The 20,156-nt window shown below is 64.9% G+C and carries 15 protein-coding genes; 13 read left to right on the top strand and 2 right to left on the bottom strand.

Features of this window, described 5'->3' with window-relative positions; translation table 11 throughout:
- Nucleotide 1: 1 nt before the first annotated feature.
- From ACSQ3Z_RS11885 to ACSQ3Z_RS11860, 6 genes are all read left to right on the top strand, one after another.
- The gene (locus ACSQ3Z_RS11885; protein ID WP_436171455.1) at nucleotides 2–1,186 is read left to right on the top strand and encodes a mandelate racemase/muconate lactonizing enzyme family protein; all 1,185 of its coding nucleotides are present in this window, start codon (nucleotides 2–4) and stop codon (nucleotides 1,184–1,186) included.
- Between the two features lie 268 nt (nucleotides 1,187–1,454).
- On the top strand, nucleotides 1,455–3,119 hold the full coding sequence (locus ACSQ3Z_RS11880; protein WP_436171454.1) for an ABC transporter substrate-binding protein: 1,665 nt from the start codon (nucleotides 1,455–1,457) through the stop codon (nucleotides 3,117–3,119).
- Nucleotides 3,120–3,252: 133 nt separating this feature from the next.
- Nucleotides 3,253–5,595: a molybdopterin guanine dinucleotide-containing S/N-oxide reductase gene (locus tag ACSQ3Z_RS11875; protein ID WP_436171453.1), complete on the top strand. Its 2,343-nt coding sequence runs from the start codon at nucleotides 3,253–3,255 to the stop codon at nucleotides 5,593–5,595.
- 11 nt (nucleotides 5,596–5,606) lie between these two features.
- Nucleotides 5,607–6,560, top strand: a complete 954-nt coding sequence (locus ACSQ3Z_RS11870) for an ABC transporter permease (RefSeq protein ID WP_436171903.1) — start codon at nucleotides 5,607–5,609, stop codon at nucleotides 6,558–6,560.
- Nucleotides 6,557–7,441 carry an ABC transporter permease gene (locus ACSQ3Z_RS11865; RefSeq protein ID WP_436171452.1) on the top strand — a complete coding sequence of 295 codons (885 nt, stop codon included), beginning with the start codon at nucleotides 6,557–6,559 and terminating at the stop codon, nucleotides 7,439–7,441. The genes ACSQ3Z_RS11870 and ACSQ3Z_RS11865 overlap by 4 nt, the downstream gene beginning before the upstream one ends.
- Nucleotides 7,434–9,464 carry a dipeptide ABC transporter ATP-binding protein gene (locus tag ACSQ3Z_RS11860; RefSeq protein ID WP_436171451.1) on the top strand — a complete coding sequence of 677 codons (2,031 nt, stop codon included), beginning with the start codon at nucleotides 7,434–7,436 and terminating at the stop codon, nucleotides 9,462–9,464. Before ACSQ3Z_RS11865 ends, ACSQ3Z_RS11860 begins: the two co-directional genes overlap by 8 nt.
- A gap of 18 nt (nucleotides 9,465–9,482) precedes the next feature.
- Here ACSQ3Z_RS11860 and ACSQ3Z_RS11855 read toward each other — a convergent pair whose 3' ends face one another.
- Nucleotides 9,483–10,379 (bottom strand): LysR family transcriptional regulator, encoded by an 897-nt coding sequence (locus tag ACSQ3Z_RS11855; protein WP_436171450.1) that lies wholly within the window; start codon nucleotides 10,377–10,379, stop codon nucleotides 9,483–9,485.
- A 113-nt stretch (nucleotides 10,380–10,492) separates the two neighbouring features.
- Here ACSQ3Z_RS11855 and ACSQ3Z_RS11850 point away from each other — a divergent pair, with 113 nt between their 5' ends.
- The 5 genes from ACSQ3Z_RS11850 (at nucleotide 10,493) to ACSQ3Z_RS11830 (ending at nucleotide 16,824) form a co-directional block, all read left to right on the top strand.
- On the top strand, nucleotides 10,493–12,148 hold the full coding sequence (locus tag ACSQ3Z_RS11850) for an ABC transporter substrate-binding protein (protein ID WP_436171449.1): 1,656 nt from the start codon (nucleotides 10,493–10,495) through the stop codon (nucleotides 12,146–12,148).
- Nucleotides 12,149–12,150: 2 nt separating this feature from the next.
- Nucleotides 12,151–13,041: a DUF427 domain-containing protein gene (locus ACSQ3Z_RS11845; RefSeq protein ID WP_436171448.1), complete on the top strand. Its 891-nt coding sequence runs from the start codon at nucleotides 12,151–12,153 to the stop codon at nucleotides 13,039–13,041.
- Between the two features lie 247 nt (nucleotides 13,042–13,288).
- Nucleotides 13,289–14,611 carry an NAD(P)H-dependent oxidoreductase gene (locus ACSQ3Z_RS11840; RefSeq protein WP_436171447.1) on the top strand — a complete coding sequence of 441 codons (1,323 nt, stop codon included), beginning with the start codon at nucleotides 13,289–13,291 and terminating at the stop codon, nucleotides 14,609–14,611.
- A gap of 21 nt (nucleotides 14,612–14,632) precedes the next feature.
- Entirely contained in the window at nucleotides 14,633–16,126 is a 1,494-nt protein-coding gene (locus ACSQ3Z_RS11835; RefSeq protein WP_436171446.1) for a xylulokinase, read from the top strand.
- A 95-nt stretch (nucleotides 16,127–16,221) separates the two neighbouring features.
- Nucleotides 16,222–16,824 (top strand): hypothetical protein, encoded by a 603-nt coding sequence (locus ACSQ3Z_RS11830; RefSeq protein WP_436171445.1) that lies wholly within the window; start codon nucleotides 16,222–16,224, stop codon nucleotides 16,822–16,824.
- A 24-nt stretch (nucleotides 16,825–16,848) separates the two neighbouring features.
- Here ACSQ3Z_RS11830 and ACSQ3Z_RS11825 read toward each other — a convergent pair whose 3' ends face one another.
- Nucleotides 16,849–17,811, bottom strand: coding sequence for a sugar-binding transcriptional regulator (locus tag ACSQ3Z_RS11825; RefSeq protein WP_436171444.1), 963 nt, complete (start codon nucleotides 17,809–17,811; stop codon nucleotides 16,849–16,851).
- Nucleotides 17,812–18,050: 239 nt separating this feature from the next.
- On the opposite strand from ACSQ3Z_RS11825, the gene ACSQ3Z_RS11820 reads away from it, so the two are divergent.
- Nucleotides 18,051–19,034, top strand: a complete 984-nt coding sequence (locus ACSQ3Z_RS11820; protein WP_436171902.1) for an ABC transporter permease — start codon at nucleotides 18,051–18,053, stop codon at nucleotides 19,032–19,034.
- 134 nt (nucleotides 19,035–19,168) lie between these two features.
- The gene (locus tag ACSQ3Z_RS11815) at nucleotides 19,169–20,107 is read left to right on the top strand and encodes a sugar ABC transporter substrate-binding protein (RefSeq protein ID WP_436171443.1); all 939 of its coding nucleotides are present in this window, start codon (nucleotides 19,169–19,171) and stop codon (nucleotides 20,105–20,107) included.
- Nucleotides 20,108–20,156: the final 49 nt, after the last annotated feature.

Below are 20,156 nucleotides of genomic sequence, written 5' to 3'. Positions count from 1 at the left end.
GATGAAGATCCGGGGCATCAGGGCGACGCCGATCAATCTGCGGCTCGAAGCGCCTTATGCCTGGGTGTTCGGCGAACTCGACGGCTTCTCGCCGACCATCGTCGAGGTCGAGACCGAGGACGGGCTTGTCGGCCTCGGCGAGGCGCCGACGCCGGCCGCCGCGGCGATCATCAACGACATCCTGGCGCCGCGGCTCGCCGGCCGCGACGCTTTCGATATCGCCGGCGTGGAAGAAGCCTGCCTGCCCTACTGGACCGGTGTGCAGTCGATCAACGACCGGAGCCGCATCATGGCCTTCGGCGCCGTCGAAATGGCGCTCTGGGACCTGCGCGGCAAAGCGTGGAAGCAGCCGCTCTATCAATTGCTCGGTGGCGCCGTGCGCAAGGACATCCCGTTCACCGACTATTTCTCGTTGCGCGGCGACGGTCCCAAGGTGAAGGGCGAGAAAACGCCGGAGGAAGTCGCCGACTATTGCGTCGAGCTGCACGAAACCCACGGCACGACCTTCTTCGAAGGCAAGTTCTCGACGCAGGATCCGAAAATCTCGCTCCGAATGGTCGAGCTGATCCGCAAAAAGCTCGGCGACGATGTGATGATCCGCATCGATTCGAACCAGGCCTATTCGCTGGCGACCGCCAGGCGGCTGGCGCGGCCGCTGGAAGAGCTCGGCGTGCGCAACTGGGAAGATCCGGTGGCGACCATCGAGGAGATGCGCGAATTGCGCCGCCATTGCTCGATCCCGTTCTCGACCCACAATATCGACATTGCCCGCGCGATGGAGATCAGGGTGCCGGACGCCTTCGTCGGCAATCCGACCGCGCATGGCGGCATCGGCCGCATGCTGCGCTTCGTCGGCGCCTGCGAGCATTCCGGCATCGATTTCTGGTGCTACAGCGGCGACAGCGGCATCGGCAGCGCCTGCTATCTGCATCTGTGCTCGGCCCTCGGCTGGATCCGTGAGCCCAACCAGTCGCTGTTTCGCATGTGGCCGATCGACGTGATCGAGGAAGGGCCGTTTGCGCCGAAGAATAATGTCGTGCGCGTGCCCGAAGGCCACGGCCTTGGCATCACGCTGTCGCGCGAGAACCTTGCCGCCTGCCATCGCGACTTCGTCGAGAACGGGCCGTGCAACAAGTATCACGACCCGGCAAAGCCCGGCACCTATCGGCGCCTGCCGTTGAACTAGGAGTGATCACACGAACCGACAGGAGACGGATACAACAAGAGAAGCCCGCAACCGCGACGAGGATCGCGTAACGCGGGACGACGGGTGGAAGCAATGCCTCGAAGATCCGGCCCTTGCCTCGCAAGGTCTGGATGGACCGGGCAAGACCGCATGCTAGAATCCCGGTCAAGAGACCTCGTTGGCGGCCGGGATATGGAGAACATCCACGGAATTCGTCAATCACAAGAACATTCGTCAATCACAAGAAATAGGGGAAAGGGTAAATCCCATGAGCAAGAATTATCGCCTTCTCGACCTCATCCGGCGCACGCGCTCGCCGCTCGAAAACCATCTCATCGACGGGCTGGTCGACGGCCGGGTCAGCCGCCGCGACTTCATCCGCCACGGCAGCCTGCTCGGCCTGTCGCTGCCGCTGCTGGGTGGCATCGGCACAGCCGCCGGCTTCAGTGCCATGCCCTCGCTCGCCCGCGCAGCAGGCGCGCCCGGCGCCACCATCCGCGTGGCGAGCAGCGTGCCCGCCGCGGCGATCGATCCGGTGACCATTGCCGATGCCGGCGGCCTGCTGGTGATGCAGCAGGTCGCCGAGTTCCTGTGCATCGACGGTCCCGACCTGGTGCTGCAGCCGGCGCTGGCGGAAAGCTGGAAGCCGAACGACACCGGCACGGTGTGGACCTTCAAGTTGCGCAAGGGCGTCAAGTTCCACAGCGGCGGCGAGATGAAGGCCGACGACGTGGTGGCCAGCATCGACCGCCTCGCCGACCCGGCCAATTCGTCCAATGCGTTGTCGGTGTTCAGCGGCATATTGCAGAAGGGCGCGACCAAGAAGGTCGACGACTACACGGTGGAATTCCACCTCGACGCGCCGAACGGCAACTTCCCCTACATGGTGTCGTCGGACAATTACAACGCCGTCATCATTCCGGCGAGCTACAAGGGCGACTACGAAAAGAGCTTCGACGGCACCGGTCCGTTCAAGATCGAGAAGTACACGCCCAAGGTCGGCGCCTCCTTCGTGCGCAACGAGGATTATTGGGGGACGAAGGCGCTGCCGGAGCGCACCGAGTTCACCTTCTTCGCCGACATGCAGCCGCAGATCCTGGCACTGCAGGGCGGCCAGGTCGACATCATCAACCAGATGCCGGTGCTGGCCGGCGTCGGCCTGCTTAACGATCCGAATGTCGACATCATCAGCCTGAAATCGGTGGCGCACCAGCAGCTGCACCTGCGCTGCGATTCCGATCCGTTCAAGGATCCGCGCGTGCGCCGCGCCATCGCGCTCAGCCTCGACCGCAAGAAGCTGGCCGCCGGCCTGATGAAGGGCCGCGCCCTGGAGGGCAACGACAGCCCGTTCGCCTCTGCCTATCCCTCGACCGACCCGAGCGTACCGCAACGCGAGCAGGACATCGCCCAGGCCAAGCAGCTGATGGAAGCGGCAGGCGCCGGCAAGGGCTTCAAGGTGACGCTGACCACCGAGCGCTACCTGGAAATCCCCGAATATGCCCAGCTCATCCAGAACTGGGTCAAGGAGATCGGCATTGAGCTCGAGCTCAACATCCTCGACCAGGGCGCCTATTATGGCGATGCGGTGTTCGGCAAATCGAACTGGCTGGATTCAGTGATGGGCATCACCGACTACGGCCACCGCGGCGTGCCCAACGTCTATCTTGCGGCACCGCTGAAGAGCGACGGCACCTGGAACGCGGCGCACTTCAAGAACAAGGACTACGACACGCTGGCGACCAGCTATATCGCGGCGCTCGACCTCGAGGCGCAGAAGGCCTCGGCCGGCAAGATCCAGAAGCTGTTGCTTGAGGAAACGCCCGTCATCTTCGGCTATTTCTACGACTATCTGACGGCAACGGCGAAAGGCGTGACCGGTGTGCAGCCGACCGCGATGTCGCAGCTCTTCCTCGACAAGGCAGCGAAGGCCTGAGGGGGAGGAAGAGCCGATCCCGCGACCCGCCAGCCCCATGCCAGGGGCTGGCACCCTGGAGACCAGGGACAGGGCGCACGGGCGCCTTGCCCGGCATTGGCCATAGCGGGATGATCCAGCATTGACGCGTCCCATGGAGTCCAAAACCCTGCTCACCACCATGCATTGGGGGACATACGAGGTCAGGACCGAGAATGGCAGGCTCGTCGGTGTCGAACCGTGGAGCGGCGATCCCGATCCGTCGCCGATCGGCAAGTCCATGCTCGGCGCCGCGCAGGGAAACATGCGTGTTGCACGACCCGCCATCAGGCGCGGCTGGCTCGAAGGGGACAGATCGGTGGCACGTGGCCGGCGGGGCGGCGAAGCTTTTGTCGAAGTGCCCTGGGAGAAGGCGCTCGACATCGTCGCGGCCGAGCTTGATCGGGTCCGCACCGCGCATGGCAACGCCGCGATCTATGCCGGCTCCTACGGATGGGCGAGCGCCGGGCGGTTCCACCATGCCCAAAGCCAGGTCCACCGCTTCCTCAACACGATCGGCGGCTACACAAGCTCGGTCCTCAGCTACTCCTATGGCGCGGCCGAGATCATCCTGCCGCATGTGCTCGGCGGGACCGACGGCCTGACCGGCAATCATTCCACCTGGGACGGGATCGAGCGGCACAGCGAGCTGATCGTCGCCTTCGGCGGCCTGCCCTGGCGCAACGCGCAGATCCAGGGCGGCGGCGCGGCGCGCCACGAAGCCTCGGCGGCCCTGCAAAAGGCCGTCGGCAACGGTGCCAGGCTCATCAATGTCTCGCCCGTGCGCGACGACGCGCCGCACGGTGTCGACAGCGAATGGCTGCCGCTTCGGCCGAACAGCGATACCGCGGTCATGCTGGCGCTGTGCCATGTCCTGATCAGCGAGGGCCGTCACGACGAAGCCTTCCTGGCACGCTACTGCACCGGCTTCGAAATCGTGCGGGCCTATGTCATGGGCGAAAGCGATGGCCAGCCGAAGGATCCGGCATGGGCGGCGGCGCTGAGCGGCATGGCCACGGATAGAATCGTCGCCCTGGCCAGGGAGATGGCCGCCAGGCGCACCATGCTGATGGTCAGCTGGTCGCTGCAGCGCGCCGACCATGGCGAGCAGCCTTACTGGGCGGCGATCACGCTTGCCGCGCTGCTCGGCCAGATCGGGTTGCCCGGCGGCGGCTTCGGTTTCGGCTATTCATCGACGAACGGCGCCGGACGGCCGGAGCTCGGCTTTCGCTGGCCGTCCGTGCCGCAAGGCCGTAATGGCGTGCCGGATTTCATACCCGTGGCGCGTGTGGCCGACATGCTGCTCGATCCCGGTGGATCGTTCGCGTTCAACGGCGCCGAGCTGACCTATCCCGATGTCAGGCTCGTCTACTGGGCCGGTGGCAATCCGTTCCACCACCATCAGAACCTGAACCGCCTCGTCGAGGCCTGGCAACGACCCGAGACGATCATCGTCCACGAGCCTTTCTGGACGGCCACGGCGCGCCATGCCGACATCGTGCTGCCGGTCACCACGCCGCTGGAAAGGAACGATCTCGCCTTTTCGAACCGCGAAAACCTGATGGTCGCCATGAAGCAGGCCATCGATCCGGTGGAGGAGGCGCGCGACGACTATCGGATTTTTGCCGATCTGGCGACGCGGCTCGGCGTGCGCGAAGCCTTCACCGAAGGGCGCGATGCCGAAGCGTGGATCCGCCTGCTCTACGGTCAGGCCAGGGAGAATGCGAGCGCCGCCGGCATCGACATGCCGCCTTTCGAGCGTTTCTGGCAGGACGGACACGCCGAACTCACCCGCCGGATCACCTCGCAGACGTTCCTGGGGCCGTTCCGCTCCGACCCCGAGCGCCACCGGCTGGCGACGCCGTCAGGGCGCATCGAGCTCTATTCCGCAACGATCGATGGCTTCGGCTATGAAGACTGTCCCGGCCATGCGGTGTGGCGCGAGCCGCGGGAATGGCTTGGCAGCCGCGTTGCAGAGCGGTTCCCGCTGCACCTGTTGTCGCCGCAACCGGCCGACAAGCTGCACAGCCAATACGACCACGGCTCGGTCAGCCGCGCCGGCAAGGTGTCGGGCCGCGCTCCGCTGTGGATCAACCGAACCGACGCCAGCGCGCGCGGCATTCTCGACAGAGAGATCGTCGTCGTCTTCAATGATCGCGGATCGTGCCTGGCCGGGGCAATCCTGACCGATGGCGTGATCCCCGGCGTCGTGCAGCTGCCGACCGGCGCATGGTTCGACCCCGCCGAACCCGGGCAATCGCCCAGCCTGGAAAAGCACGGCAATCCGAATGTGCTGACGGCGGATCGGGGCACGTCGCGCCTTGCCCAGTCGCCGACCTGCAATTCGACGCTGGTCCAGGTGTCACGATTTGTTGGCGTCGTTCCGCCGGTGACGGCGTTCGAGCCGCCTGTCATACTGAATTTGTCCGACGTCCCCGGCGCGGCCGGCCTTTCATAGGAGTCGATGCCATTCTCTCCTTCCTCGTCCGGCGCCTGGCTCTGTCGCTCGTCACGCTGTTCCTGCTCAGCGTCATGGTGTTTCTCGGTGGCCAGGTGCTGCCCGGCAATGTCGGTCGCGCCATTTTGGGGCCGTTTGCCGACCAGCGCGCCGTCGACACGCTCAATCACACGCTGGGCGTCGATCGTCCGCTGCTCACCCAATATGCGAGCTGGATCTGGAATTTCCTCCAGGGCGACATGGGCACCTCCTATATCTTCCGCTCGCCGGTAGCGCCCTTCGTCATCGATGCGCTCGGTAATTCGATGAAGCTGGCGGCAGTTGCCTTCGTGCTGGTGGTGCCGATCGGCATTCTCGGCGGCGTCATCGCCGCGCTCAACCTGAACCGGCCACTGGACCGCATCATCAGCCTCGGCGGCCTGTCGGTGACGGTGCTGCCCGAATTCGTCACCGGCATCATCCTCATCCTGATCTTCGGCGTCTGGCTGCGCTGGCTGCCGATCTCCGCCGCATGGCCGCGCGACGCCGGCTTCTTCACCCAGCTCTACTATCTGATCCTGCCTTCGCTGCCGCTGTTCCTGGTGCTGTTCGGCTATATCGCGCGCATGGCGCGTTCCGGCATGATCGAGGCGCTCGATTCCGACTACACCCGCACCGCCGTGCTCAAGGGGCTGCCGTGGCGAACAGTGATCTGGCGGCATGTGCTGCGCAATGCGCTGCTGCCGACCATCACCGTCATCGCAACGCAAACCGGCTATCTCATCGGCGGCCTTGTCGTCATCGAGACGCTGTTCCGCTACCAGGGCATCGGCTCGCTGATCTTCACCGCGGCGCGCGGCAAGGATTTTCCGATCCTCGAAGCCGGCATCCTGACCATCGGCATCGTCTATGCGGTGGCCACTTTGGCCGCCGACTTCCTCTATTCCGTGCTCAATCCACGGATCCGGCTGGGGACAGACCAATGAGCGCCACCGACAGCCCCGCCACCAGTCCCGCGCTCGACAATGCAGGGCGACGCGGTCCGACGGCGGAGGTCTTTTTCTCCCTGCTGCGGTCGGGCACCTTCCTCACCGGCCTCTGCATCGTGCTGTTCTGGATCGCCTGCGCGCTGTTCGGCGAGCATTTCGTGCCTTACGACCCGCTAGCCGACGACATCATCAACGCGCTGGCGCCGCCTTCGGCCGAGCACTGGTTCGGCACCGACCAGATCGGCCGCGACGTGTTCTCGCGCGTCATCGTCGGCTCGCGCGACATCCTCACCGTGGCGCCCTTGGCCACCTTGCTGGCGACCGTGGCCGGCACCGCGCTCGGCCTGTTCACCGGTTATTTCCGCGGCATCGTCGACGACATCATCAGCCGCATCCTCGAAGCCTTCATGGCGATCCCGGTGGTGATCGTGGCGCTGCTCGCCATCGTCGCGCTCGGCACCTCCAAGACAACGGTCATCGTCGTCATCGGCCTCAGCTTCGCGCCGATCATTGCGCGCACGGTGCGCTCGGCGGTGCTTGCCGAACGCGAGCTCGACTATGTCGCCGCCGCGCAGCTCAGGCACGAGAGCGCTTTCCATACGATGTTCGTCGAGATCCTGCCCAATGTCATCCCGCCGATCCTGGTCGAGACGACGGTGCGGCTCGGCTATGCGATCTTCGCTGTCGCCACGCTCTCCTTCATGGGCTTCGGCATCCAGCCGCCCTCGCCCGACTGGGGGCTCTCGATCTCCAGCAATTACGGCATGATCGGCGGCGGCTTCTGGTGGACGGTGCTGTTCGACGCTCTGGCCATCGCCTCGCTGGTGATCGGCGTCAACCTCGCGGCGGACGGTGTCCACGGAGCGTTCAATGACTGAGACAGCAGCCAACGCGCTCGAACTCTCCGACCTCTCGGTCGCCTACCGTGTCGCCGGCCGCAACCGGGCGGTGCTGCGCAACCTCAACCTCGCCATCGGCCAGGGCGAGGCCTATGGGCTGGTCGGCGAATCCGGCTGCGGCAAATCCACCGTGGCGTTGTCCGTGGTGCGCTATTTGCCGCGCAACGGGTCGATCACCGGCGGCGCGATCTTGCTCGACGGCCAAGACGTGATGAAGCTCGACGGCGAGGCGCTGCGACGCGCCCGCGCGGAAAGCGTGTCGATGGTCTATCAGGACCCCGGCAAGGCGCTGAACCCGTCGCTGCGCATCGGCCGCCAACTGACCGAGATCTTCGAGCTTGGCGGCGTCACCGGAGGCGCGGCCACCGAGCGGGCGATCGCCATGCTGAACCGCGTGCGCATCTCCGACCCGGCAAGCGTCATGCAACGCTATCCGCACCAGCTTTCTGGCGGCATGCAGCAGCGCGTAGCGATTGCCATGGCTTTGGCCAACGATCCGACCATGCTGATCCTCGACGAGCCGACGACCGGTCTCGACGCGACGGTGGAAGCCGAAGTGCTCGACCTGATCGCGCTGCTCAGGCAGGAACTGTCGGCCTCGATCCTGTTCATCAGCCATAATCTCGCGGTCGTCGCCAAAATGTGCGACCGGGTCGGCGTGCTCTATGCCGGCATGCTGGTCGAGGAAGGCTCGACGCAAGACGTGTTCAACGATCCGCGCCATCCCTATACGGTGGCGCTGCTGCGCTGCCTGCCGCGCGGCGGCCAGCGCAAGGACCAGGGCCGCCTCGACACCATCCCCGGCTTCCTGCCCGGCATCGGTGCGGAGATCAAGGGCTGCGCCTTCGCCGACCGCTGCGCTCTAGCCACCGATCGCTGCCGCAGCGAATTGCCACCGCTCTACGATCTGGGGGGCCGGCTGTCGCGCTGCCACTACCACGAGCAGGCGCAGGCGCTGCCGCGCGCGACGCCGAGCGATGTGGCAGCCGCACCAAAGGTCAAATCGGAACCGGTCCTCCATGTCGAGGGATTGAACAAGACCTATGCCAGCCACGGCCATGCGCTGCGGGCAGTGAAGGATGTTTCCGTCAGCCTGAGGCCCGGCGAAACGCTGGGCCTGGTCGGCGAATCCGGCAGCGGCAAGACCACCTTCGCCAGGCTGTTGCTCGGGCTGGTGCCGCCGGACGAAGGCGGCTCGATCAGGCTCGAGGGCAAGGCGCTGGCGCCGCGGCTGGACAGCCGGACCGACGACCAGATCAAGGCGATGCAGATCGTCTTCCAGAATCCGGATTCGGCGCTCAACCGCTCGCACTCGATCCGCCATCTGATCAGCCGGGCGCTGAAGCGGCTGGCCGGGCTCCGCGGCGCCGCACTCCAGGCCCGCCTCGACGAACTCGTCCGTTCGGTGCGGCTTACCGATCGGCATCTCGCCGTCAAGCCGCGCCAGCTCTCGGGCGGGCTGAAGCAGCGTGTTGCCATCGCGCGCGCCTTCGCCGGCGAGCCGCGCATCGTCGTCTGCGACGAGCCAACCTCGGCGCTCGACGTGTCGGTGCAGGCGGCGATCCTCAATCTGCTCGCCGACCTGCAGTCGAAGGAAGATGTCAGCTACATCTTCATCTCGCACGATCTCGGCGTGGTGCGGTATCTCTCCGACCAGATTGCCGTGCTCTATCTCGGCAGGATCATGGAGCTGGGGCCATCCGAAGCAGTGTTTTCCGGCCCGCACCACCCCTATACGGAGGCGCTGCTGTCGGCGGTGCCGAAGCTCGATCAGGCCGAGACGTCGCGCATCCGTCTCGACGGTGAGATCCCGAGCGCCACCCATCCGCCGCCGGGCTGCGTGTTCCAGACGCGCTGCCCGCGCAAGATCGGCGCGATCTGCGAGACGCAGGAGCCGCCACTCATCGAGGCGCAGCCCGGCCACTCGATCCGCTGCCATATTCCCTACCCGGAACTGGCACGGCTGCAGAAGCAGAAAGCGGTCCAGGCCGAGCCGGCCTGACCGCCGATCCGGCCTTGTTCAATCCGCCATGCTGAAGGCGCGGTCGCCTTCGGCAAAGCCCTCGCCCGTCGTCCAGTCCCGCGCAAGATTGCGCAATCCCTCCAGCGCGACATTCAGCGTGTCCGACGAGGCCGGATTCGACGGATAGGCGAGATAGATCGGCCGTTGGAACACCGGCGCGCCCTCGATGCGCCTCAGTTCGCCACGCTCGATATGGCCGCTCACCGCGCTGAGCGGCAGATAGGCGGCCGCCTGCTGCGACAGCACGTGCTGCAGCCCGATGAAGACCAGCCCGGCCGAGATCGCCGGCTTGACCAGGCCGGCGAAGGCGCGGTCGTGCTCGACGCGGAACTCGAGCCCCCAATCCATGAGAATGTAGTTTTCGGTCCACGAACCGGTCTGCGCCGTGTGCTGGACCAGCACCACCTGGTCGACCGCCAGCGTCTCATAGACGATGCCGGGATGCGGCCGCGGCAGATAGAGGATGCAGATGTCGAGCAGGCCTTCGGCCATCTGGTCGATCGCCAGGTCCGGGAAACTGCCTTCGAGCCTGAGCGCGACGTTCGGGCGCCTTTCGCGCATCCAGGCGATCCAGGGCGAAGTGATGCGGTCCCAGAGATAGGCGGGCGCGGTTAGCCGCAGCAGCGTCTCGTAGCCATCGGGAACGGCGATGTCCTGCCGCGATTGCTCCCAGGTGCGGGTGATGGAGGATGCGTGCGGCAGGAACTGCCGGCCGGCAGGCGTCAGCGTGATGCCATCGCGGTCGCGGACGAAGAGCTTGCGGCCCAATTGCTCCTCAAGACCCCTGATCCGGGCGCTGACGGTGGACTGCGCGAGGTTCAGCCGGCTCGCTGCGACGGTGAAGCTGCCATGCGCGGCAACCTCGAGAAAACTGCGCAGATTTTCTGTGTCCATGGCTCCACCTTGCATCGAAGATTTCGATGACCCCCATCAAAAATATCGCTTTCCGGGTGGGATCAACAGTGAACTAGATGGCCGAGCCCCCACGATAAGCAAGGAATGCCGCCATGCCAAAGCATTTCAGGATGATCGATACCGCCCGGCGGAATCTCACCGAAATCGAAAATTCCGCTATCGACGAGTTGCTTGCAGGCAGGATCGGCCGGCGCGAATTCCTCAGGCATGGCAGCGTGCTCGGCCTGTCGCTGCCCTTCCTCGGCGGCATCGCCTCGGCGGTTGGTCTTGGCGCGCCGCAGGCGCGTGCAGAGGGCAAGTCGGGCGGAACCGTGCGTGCCGGCATAGCCACGCCCGGCGGCGCCATCGATCCCGTCACCTATTACGACAGCGGCAGCTATCAGCTGGTTTTCCAGACGGCCGAATTCCTCTGCATCACCCAGCCGGACCTCACATTGAAGCCGGTGCTGGCGGAGAGCTGGGCGCCGAACGAGGACGGCAGCGTCTGGACCTTCAAGCTGCGCAAGGGTGTCAAGTTCCACAATGGCGAGGACTTCAAGGCCGACGATGTCGTGGCGACCTTCGACAGGCTCGCCGATCCGAGCGGCTCGTCCAACGCGCTGTCGGTGTTCAAGGGTCTGTTGTCGAAGGGCGGCACGCAGAAGGTCGACGACCACACCGTCGCCTTCCATCTCGACGCGCCGAACGGCAGTTTTCCCTATTCGGTGTCGATCGACAATTACAACGCCGTCATCCTGCCGGCGAGCTACAAGGGCGATTACGAAAAGACTTTTGAAGGAACCGGGCCGTTCCGGTTGGAGACCTACACACCGAAGGTCGGCGCGACCTTTGTGCGCAACCCCGACTATTGGGGCGAGAAGGCGCTGCCGGACCGGCTCGAATTCAAATTCTACGGCGACGTGCAGCCGCGCATCCTGGCGCTGCAGGCGGGCGAAGTGGATTTGCTCGACGCGGTGCCGCTCGATGTCAGCCAGGTCGTGCTGAACAGCCCGGATATCACCGTGCTGCGCGTCGCCTCGACCGCGCACCGCCAGCTGCATATGCGCTGCGACATGGCGCCCTTCACCGACAAACGCGTGCGCCAGGCGCTGGCCTTGTGCATCGACCGTTCCAAGCTGGTGGACGGGCTGTGCCGCGGCATGGCGGCGACCGGTAATGACAGCCCGTTCGCGCCGGCTTTCCCGGCCACCGACAAATCGATCCCGCAGCGCACGCAGGACATCGCCAAGGCCAAGCAGCTCATGGAGGCCGCGGGCCTTGGCAGCGGCTTCGACATCACGCTGACGACGCTGCGCTATTCCGACATTCCGGGCTACGCGCAGTTGTTCCAGAACTTCGCCAAGGAAGTCGGCGCCCGCCTATCGCTCAACATCGAGGACCAGGACAAATATTACGGCAAGGCGGTGTTCGGCCAGTCGGACTGGCTGGACAGCCCGCTCGGCATCACCGACTACGCGCACCGCAGCGTGCCGAACGTCTTCCTGAAAAGCCCGCTGGTCAGCGACGGTCCGTGGAACGCGGCGCATTTCAAGAACACGGCCTATGACGGGCTCGTCGCCGGCTATCTCAAGGCGCTCGACCTCGACGCGCAGCGCAAGGCCGCCTCCGACATCCAGAAACTGCTGCTCGAAGAGACGCCGGTCATCTTCAGCTATTTCCCGGACCTTTTGGTGCCGGTGCGCAAGAATGTCAGCGGCCTGCCGCCGATCGCCGCCGGCCTGCTGCTCGACCGTGTGTCCATAGGCTGATCATGACCGCGCACCAACGCCACGTCACGAAAGAGAAGAAGCGGGAGACCACCATTCGTAAGCCCCATTTGCGCGGTCGCGGGCCGCACTTCCCCCTGCTCGACAATATCGTCCAGTACGAGTTCGAACCGGGCTATGTCGCCTTCACCATGCCGTCGCCGAAGCGGCTGCGGGTGCAGGTCGGATCGATGACCGTGGCCGACACGACCAGGGCACTGGTGTTCTACGAATCCGATCATCTGCCGGTCTATTACTTCCCGATCGGCGACGTGCGCGAGGAGTTCCTGCTGCCGAGCAAGACGACGACGGAGGACCCGTTCAAGGGCGTCGCCACCCACTATTCCCTCAACACCGGCATCACGCTGGTCGAGGATGGCGCCTGGCGCTATCTCGACCCGGTCAAGGGCTGCCCGCCGATATCGGATTACATGTCGTTCACCTGGAGCAAGATGGGCCACTGGTTCGAAGAGGACGAGGAGATCTTCGTCCATGCCCGCGACCCGTTCCGCCGGGTCGACTGCCTGCCGTCGTCGCGGCGTGTGCAGGTCATCCTCGACGGCGAGCAGGTGGCGGATTCACGCCGTGGCGTCTTCCTGTTCGAAACCGGCCATCCGGTGCGCCACTATTTGCCGATCTCGGACACCAGGCTCGATATGTTCGCGCCCAGCCGCTACATCTCGCGCTGCCCCTATAAGGGCATTTCCAACTACTACCACGTGACGACGAGCACCAAGCGCCACGAGAACCTCGTCTGGTACTATCCCGAGCCGGTGCATGAAGCCGAGCGCATCAAGGGACTGGTCTGCTTCCACCACGAAATGGTCGACAAGATCCTGGTCGATGGGGTGGAGATCCCGAAAGAGGCGACGGCGGCATCGGACGGCTATTTCTGAGCTGCACCTCTCTCCCGCCGTCATTCTGCAGCGAAGCAGCGGTGCGAAGTAACCGCCGTAGCGATCCTTCGCGCCCCCCTCTGTCCTGCCAGCATCAAAAGGTTGTCCCGCCGCGAGCCGTTCGTTCGGCGATTTTGAATCCCGCAGCATTACCCCATTTGTCGGTTGAAATATTTTTCAAATGGAAATAGGAATGTTCAAAAGATGATTGCGACGCAGCGGCGCGTCAGGAACTGGAGGAAGCGACATGTCCCATCCGCAATTCGCAGCGGAACTTCTGCAGCGCGCTGAAAAGCAGGGGCCGATCACCATCGGGCTGGCCGGCGCCGGGCAGATGGGCACCGACATCGTCGTCCAGGTCGCGCTGATGCCGGGCATGCGCATCGGCGCCATTTCCGAGGTCCGGCCGCAGGCGGCGATCGATGCGGCATTGCTCGCTGGCCATGACCGTTCCGACATCGTCCAGGCGCCCAACGCTGCGGCCATCGACCGCGCCATCGAGGCCGGCAAGATCGCCGTGACCGAGGATCTGCATGCGCTGGCCGCCGCCGGCCGCATCGACGTCATCATCGACGCCACCGGCAATCCCAATATCGGCACGCTGTTCGCGCTCGAAGTGATGAAGAACGGCAAGCATATCGTGATGCTGAATGTCGAGGCGGACATCACCATCGGGCGTTTCCTGAAGGAAGAAGCGCGCAAGGCCGGCGTCGTCTATACCGGCGCGGCCGGCGACGAGCCCGCCTGCACGCTGGAGATCATCGGCTTTGCCAAAAGCCTCGGCTTCAACATCATCGCCGCCGGCAAGGGCAAGAACAATCCTCTGAAGATCGACGCGATGCCCGCCGACTACGAGAAGGAAGCCAGCGAGCGCAACATGAATGCGCGCATGCTGGTCGAATTCGTCGACGGCTCGAAGACGGCGATCGAGATGGTGGCGATCGCCAACGCCACGGGTCTGGTGCCTGACGTGCCGGGCATGCACGGCCCGACGGCGACGCTTGAGGAGCTGGCCAGCGTGCTCTGCCCGCGCGAGGATGGCGGCGTGCTGCATAGTAAAGGCGTGGTCGACTATTCGATCGGCAAGGGCGTAGCGCCCGGTGTCTTCTGCATCATCGAGACGAAGCATCCGCGCGTGCTGGAGCGCATGGTCGACCTCAAGGTCGGCAAGGGTCCGTATTTCACGATCTTCCGCCCCTATCATTTGACAAGCCTGGAAGTGCCGCTGTCTGCGGCGCGCGCCGTGGTCTACAAGCGCGCCGACATGGAGCCGCTCGACCATCCGGTGGCCGAAGCGGTGGCGGTGGCCAAGAGCGACCTCGGCACCGGCCAGTCGCTCGGCATGATCGGCGAGAACGATTATCGCGGCTTCGCCATGACCTGGGAGGGCGCACGCGCCAAGGGCGCGCTGCCGCTCGGCCTCGCCGAACGCGCCAAGGTGGTGAAGCCGGTCAAGACGGGCGATTTCCTGACCTATGAAAATTGTGTACCCGACGATTCGATGGTGATAACCCAGATTCGCCGTCGTCTCGACCAGTCGGACGGACGGTTCGTTACCAACGCCGCCTGACCTCTGCCGGATATTCGCCTGATGGACGATGTCGTAATCGGGATCGACGCCTCGACGACGGCCGTGAAGGCGATCGCCTTCACGCGTGACGGCGCGGAGCTGTTCCAGGCGCGCGAGACCTATCCGCTTTCCAATCCTAGGCCCGGCCATTTCGAGCAGGATTCCGAGCACTGGTGGACGGCACTTGTCGGCGCGCTGAAACAGGTTGCCAGCAAGGTCGGCGCTGGGCGCGTGGCGGCGATTTCGATCGCCCATCAGCGCGAGACCTTCACGCTGATCGACGGCGCCGGCAAGCCGCTCATCCCGGCCATATTGTGGCTGGACGAGCGTGCCCGCCCGCAAGTGGCGCGGCTCTCGGCCGAACTCGGCCGCGAGGCGATCCGCGACTGGAGCGGCAAGCCACCGGATCCGACGCCGGCGCTCTACGCCGTCGCCTGGCTGGCCGAACACCAGCCGCAGGCGCTCGCCAAGGCGACCGCGCTGGTCGATGTGCATGGCTTCTTCGTGCACCGGCTGACAGGCCGGCTGGCCACCAGCACGGCAAGTGCTGATCCGCTCGGGCTGCTCAACGTCGCGACAGGCGCCTGGCACCCCAGGCTTGTCGCTGCCGCCGGGCTGCGGCCGGATCAGTTGCCGGAGTTGGTCGGGCCTGGAGAAATCTGCGGCGGCCTTGCCGAAAACGTCGCGCGGCTCACCGGCCTCAAGGCCGGCACGCCGATCGTCGCCGGCGCCGGCGACGGCCAGGCGATGGGTCTCGGCATGGGTGTCTACAATGCCGGCAAGAGCTATCTGTCGCTCGGCTCGGGTGTCGTCAGCGGCTGCCATTCCGGTGCCGTCACCACGTCGGACGCGTTTCGCACCCTGGTCTCGCCGACCGGCTCCGGCTTCATGCTGGAGACGGTGCTGCGCTCGGGCATGCAACTGGTCGACTGGATCGTGCGCACCACAGGGTCGGCCTCGGCCGCAACGCTGGAGAAGGCGGCGGTGGACGTTGCCGCCGGCAGTGACGGCCTGCTGGTCATGCCCTATTGGGCCGGCGTGATGAGCCCCTATTGGGATGGCGCCGCGCGTGGCGCCATTGTCGGCCTGTCGCTTGACCACCGGCCGGAGCATCTCTTCCGCGCGACCCTCGAAGGCATTGCCTTCGAGCAGGCCATCGCCAGCGAGGCAATGGAAAGCCAGACCGGCGGCAAGCCGGCGGCGATGATCGCGGCCGGCGGCGGCACCAATTCGGCGCTGCTGATGCGGATCATGGCCAGCGTGCTCGAGCGGCCGCTCTCGGTGTCGCCGGTCAACGAGGCTGCGGCCCTTGGCGCTGCGATGCTGGCTGCCTCAGCCGTTGGATGGTTCGCCTCGCCCGAGGCGGCGGCCGAGGCGATGACGGCGCCGCCGACCAGGCATGTCGACCCCGTCGACGAACTGGTCCCGGGCTATCGCGTCCGCAAAGCGATCTACCGCGACCTCTATCACGCGACGCGTGACATCCACGCACGGCTCGCCAACGCTTCGGCGTAAAGTCGACGGCAGTTCGACGCCCTGAAACGTCTGGCATTCTGTCCGCCCGCGCAGCCGCTTTTGCGTCTTGTCCGGCCAATGCTAGATTTGTTGCCATGAAGACAGCATTTCATCTCGCGGCCCTGCCCTGGATTGTCGCCTTTGCCCCAATCCCGATGTCCGCGCTCGCGCAGAACGAGCCTACCGAACCGCCATTCGAGGTCGCGCTCGACATCGACTCTGACGGCCGAATGGATCGGGCCGTGATCGCGCAGGATGCCGACAATGGGCAAGCGGAGCTCTCGATCTTTCTGGCTGCCGGTGAGGGAAAGCTCGACCCTTCACGCCAGCCTGATTTCATCAAGAAGGCGCTTACGGAGGACCGGATTCTGGCGCTCGAAAGCAAGGGCAAGGGATCGCTTGTCATCACCTCCTGCTTCGGCTGCGGCGCCAACAAATCCTGGGAAGCGACGCTGACGATCGTCTATCGCCAGGGCAAATTCCTGGTCGCTGGCTACAGCCGCGATTGGGACTGGAACGTCCAGAAATCCGATGGCACGGTCGAGACGACCCTTGGCGGTTGCGACATTAATTTTCTCACCGGCAAGGGTATCGCCTCGCAGGATCTCGATGACGGCAAGCCGGTCGAAGGAACGTTCGCGCCCATCGATCTCGCGGACTGGTCGGACGCCAGCCGCCCCAAACCCTGCGAGTTTTGAAACACCCCGGCTGAGCCCCAGACCTCAGCGACCAAGCAGGCCCTTGGCCGCGTCCTCGTCGGTGATCAGCACCGATATCTTGGTGTTGGCGAGCGCTGCACGCATGATGGCCACCTTTTCCTGCCCGCCCGAGACCAGGATGATGTTCGGTATGTCCGACAGCTCCTGCAGCGGATAAGCGCAGACCCTGCGGTTGACCTCATGGTCGACCGGGCGGCCCTCGGCGTCGATGAAATGACAAAGAATATCGCCGACGGCGCCGGCCGCCTGCAGTTCCTCGAGCTCGCTCGGCTTGATGAAGCCGTAATTGGCGATCGGACTGTCATTTGAGAACGAGCCGACGCTGAGCACGGCGATGTTGGCGCGGCGCGCCCGGAAGACAACATCCTGGACGCTGCGCTGGCTCATGAAAGCGTCGCGCTGCTCCGGCCTGTCGGCATAGACCGGCACCGGCAGCAGGAAACATTCGGCGCCGATCTTTTCGGCGAACTCCCAGGCGCTTTCGGTGGGGTTCAGCGGCTGGGCGTGGGTGAGGCCGCCAAGCATCGAGACCACCGTGGTCCTGGCGATCGGTCGCCTGGGCAGTTCTTTGATGGCGAATTTCAGTGTGCGGCCCCAACCGAGCGCAATGACATCGCCAATGTTCACATTGTCGGCCAGATAGGTAGCGGCGGCGTGGCCGATCATCAGCGGCGCATTGCTGCGGTCGGCGGCCGAGGGCACGACCACGGCCTGGCTGAGGCCGAAACGCTGCTTCAGGCTCTCCTCGAGCTGCACGCATTCGACGACGCTGTCGCGGATGCGGAACTGGACGACGCCCTCCTCGCGAGCGGCGGAGAGGATGCGATGCACCTTGATGCGGCCGATGCCGAGGATCTCGGAGATCCGCTCCTGCGTCAGGCCCTCGACATAATAGTGCCAGGCCGCGCGCGCCTTCAGTTCGGCGTCCGGAAAGCGCGAGGCCCTCTCGTTCTCGATCACCGCCATCTTTCTTGCCCTCCCGCAGCAAACCTTCCCGTAAGGCAAACCGCATTGCCACGCAAACCCGCCGCCGAATGGCGCGACGGCACTTGACAATTTTCTGATGAACAGTTTAGCTGAACAAAATTGCATATCAAAGATAAATTGTTCACAGGGAGGTGCCTGGTGAACAAGGGCAGCCGGCGACGCATCGCCGGTTCCCCGACGGAGGAGACGAAGTGGCTGTGAGCAACGATGCGAGCGATTTGAAAGCCGGGACCGGTGCGCAGGCCGCGACGGGCGCCAAGCTTTCGGCGCTGTTTGCCGGAACCATGGGACCGCTGATCGGCCTGGTGCTGCTGTGCCTGGCGCTGACGCTGACCACCGACACGTTCCTGACGGTGCGCAACATCCTCAACGTGCTCGACCAGATCACCGTGCTCGGCATCATGGCGATCGGCATGACGCTGGTCATCCTGATCGGCGGCATCGACCTCTCCGTCGGCTCGGTGCTGGCGCTGGCTTCGATGGTCATGGGCTTCGTCGCCCATCCCGACTATCTCAATCTCGGCCTGCCGGCGGGCATCGCCGCGGCACTTGTCGTCGCCGGCCTGTGCGGCCTGGTCTCGGGTCTGCTGGTGACTGTGACGAAGCTGCCGCCCTTCATTGCCACGCTGGCGATGATGTCGGTGGCGCGCGGCCTCGCCAACATGATCACCGACGGCTCACAGATCGTCGGCTTTTCCGACTGGTTCACCAACCTGTCGATCATCCGCCATTTCGGCTTCCTGTCAGTCACCGTCGGGCTGATGATCGTGCTGGCGATCGTCTTCGCCATCTTCCTCAACTACCGCGCTACCGGCCGCAGCCTCTATGCGATCGGCGGCAGCGCCGAGGTGGCGCGGCTGTCGGGCATTCCGGTCAAGTCGCTGACCAACTGGGTCTATGCGATCTGCGGCGTGCTGGCTGGTCTCGCCGGCATCGTGCTCGCGGCGCGGCTCGATTCCGTGCAGCCGAGCTCGGGCCTTGGCTACGAGCTGGACACGATCGCGGCTGTGGTGATCGGCGGCGCCAGCCTCTCAGGCGGCGTCGGCTCGATCGGCGGCACCGCCGTCGGCGTGCTCATCATCGGCGTGCTGCGCAACGGGCTCAACCTGCTCGGCGTCTCGCCCTTCATCCAGCAGGTGGTGATCGGCGTGGTGATCGCGCTGGCGGTCGCCACCGACACCTGGCGACGGCGAGCGCAATGAAGAATGGGGCTCAATAGGAATTCGCCCGGCATCCGGGCGGAAACGGATCGGTCGATCCGAAACTGGGAATGTTCGGCCAAGGGGCGCTGAGGTGCGCAGGCGGGACAGATTGAATATATCAACGGAGGAAAACCATGCTGACCAAACGTTCACTCTTGCTTGCTGCCGCGGCCGTCATTCCGCTGCTCGGCCTCACCGACATGGCTTCGGCCAAGGAGGCCAAGAAGCTCGGCCTCGCCGTGGCCAATCTGCAGGCCGACTTCTTCAATCAGATCAAGCAGTCCGTCGAAGCCTACGGCAAGGACAAGGGCATCGAAGTCGTTACCGTCGACGCCAAGGGCGATTCGGCAACGCAGGTCAGCCAGGTGCAGGACCTGATCACGCAGAACATCGACGCGCTGATCTACATCCCGGCCGGCGCCACCGCCGCCACCGTACCGACCAAGACGGCGAAGGCCGCCGGCATCCCGGTGGTCAATGTCGACCGCAACGCCGATGGCGCGCCGGGCGACACGTTCATCGCCACCAACAGCGTCGCCTCGGCCCAGGCGGTGTGCGACTACATTGCCAAGCAGGCTGGCGGCAAAGGTGAGCTGATCATCATCCACGGCCAGAAGGGCACGACGCCGGAAGTCGACCGCTCGAAAGGCTGCGGTGAAGCACTCAAGGGCTACCCCGATATCAAGGTGGTCGGCGAACTGTGGAGCGAAGGCTGGCACCAGGACGAAGGCTTCAAGCTGACCCAGGATCTGCTGCAGTCGCATCCCGACGTGTCGATCGTCATCGGCCAGGCCGATGCGCTGGCCCTGGGTGCCGCGCAGGCGGTCAAGGTCGCCAATCCCGGTCACAAGGTCTGGGTTGCCGGCTTCGACGGCGACGTGGCGGCGCTGAAGGCGCTGAAGGACGGTGTCTTCGACGTCACCGCGACTCAGCAGACGCAAGGCATGGGCCGGCTCGCCGTCGATGCGGCGATCAAGCTGGTGGCCGGCGAGACAATTCCCGCCGAACAGCTGCAGGACGCGACGCTGACCACCAAGGACAATGTCGAGCAGTTCATCGCCAAGCACCCTTGAGACCTGGCTTGTTCGAGAGTTGGCATGTTGAGAGTTGGCTTGTCTGAGA

The sequence above is a fragment of the Mesorhizobium sp. LjNodule214 genome (assembly GCF_964252735.1).
Taxonomy (GTDB): Bacteria; Pseudomonadota; Alphaproteobacteria; order Rhizobiales; family Rhizobiaceae; genus Mesorhizobium.
Note: the sequence above shows the minus strand (reverse complement) of the source record. Positions and strands in the feature narration are given on the sequence as shown.

Excerpts from the sequence above, each read along its gene's own strand:
- ACSQ3Z_RS11875 (WP_436171453.1), top strand. The coding sequence starts at position 3,253 with ATGGAGTCCAAAACCCTGCTCACCACCATGCATTGGGGGACATACGAG.
- ACSQ3Z_RS11815 (WP_436171443.1), top strand. The coding sequence starts at position 19,169 with ATGCTGACCAAACGTTCACTCTTGCTTGCTGCCGCGGCCGTCATTCCG.
- ACSQ3Z_RS11835 (WP_436171446.1), top strand. The coding sequence starts at position 14,633 with ATGGACGATGTCGTAATCGGGATCGACGCCTCGACGACGGCCGTGAAG.
- ACSQ3Z_RS11880 (WP_436171454.1), top strand. The coding sequence starts at position 1,455 with ATGAGCAAGAATTATCGCCTTCTCGACCTCATCCGGCGCACGCGCTCG.
- ACSQ3Z_RS11885 (WP_436171455.1), top strand. The coding sequence starts at position 2 with ATGAAGATCCGGGGCATCAGGGCGACGCCGATCAATCTGCGGCTCGAA.
- ACSQ3Z_RS11845 (WP_436171448.1), top strand. The coding sequence starts at position 12,151 with ATGACCGCGCACCAACGCCACGTCACGAAAGAGAAGAAGCGGGAGACC.
- ACSQ3Z_RS11840 (WP_436171447.1), top strand. The coding sequence starts at position 13,289 with ATGTCCCATCCGCAATTCGCAGCGGAACTTCTGCAGCGCGCTGAAAAG.
- ACSQ3Z_RS11855 (WP_436171450.1), bottom strand. The coding sequence starts at position 10,379 with ATGGACACAGAAAATCTGCGCAGTTTTCTCGAGGTTGCCGCGCATGGC.
- ACSQ3Z_RS11830 (WP_436171445.1), top strand. The coding sequence starts at position 16,222 with ATGAAGACAGCATTTCATCTCGCGGCCCTGCCCTGGATTGTCGCCTTT.
- ACSQ3Z_RS11825 (WP_436171444.1), bottom strand. The coding sequence starts at position 17,811 with ATGGCGGTGATCGAGAACGAGAGGGCCTCGCGCTTTCCGGACGCCGAA.
- ACSQ3Z_RS11860 (WP_436171451.1), top strand. The coding sequence starts at position 7,434 with ATGACTGAGACAGCAGCCAACGCGCTCGAACTCTCCGACCTCTCGGTC.
- ACSQ3Z_RS11850 (WP_436171449.1), top strand. The coding sequence starts at position 10,493 with ATGCCAAAGCATTTCAGGATGATCGATACCGCCCGGCGGAATCTCACC.
- ACSQ3Z_RS11865 (WP_436171452.1), top strand. The coding sequence starts at position 6,557 with ATGAGCGCCACCGACAGCCCCGCCACCAGTCCCGCGCTCGACAATGCA.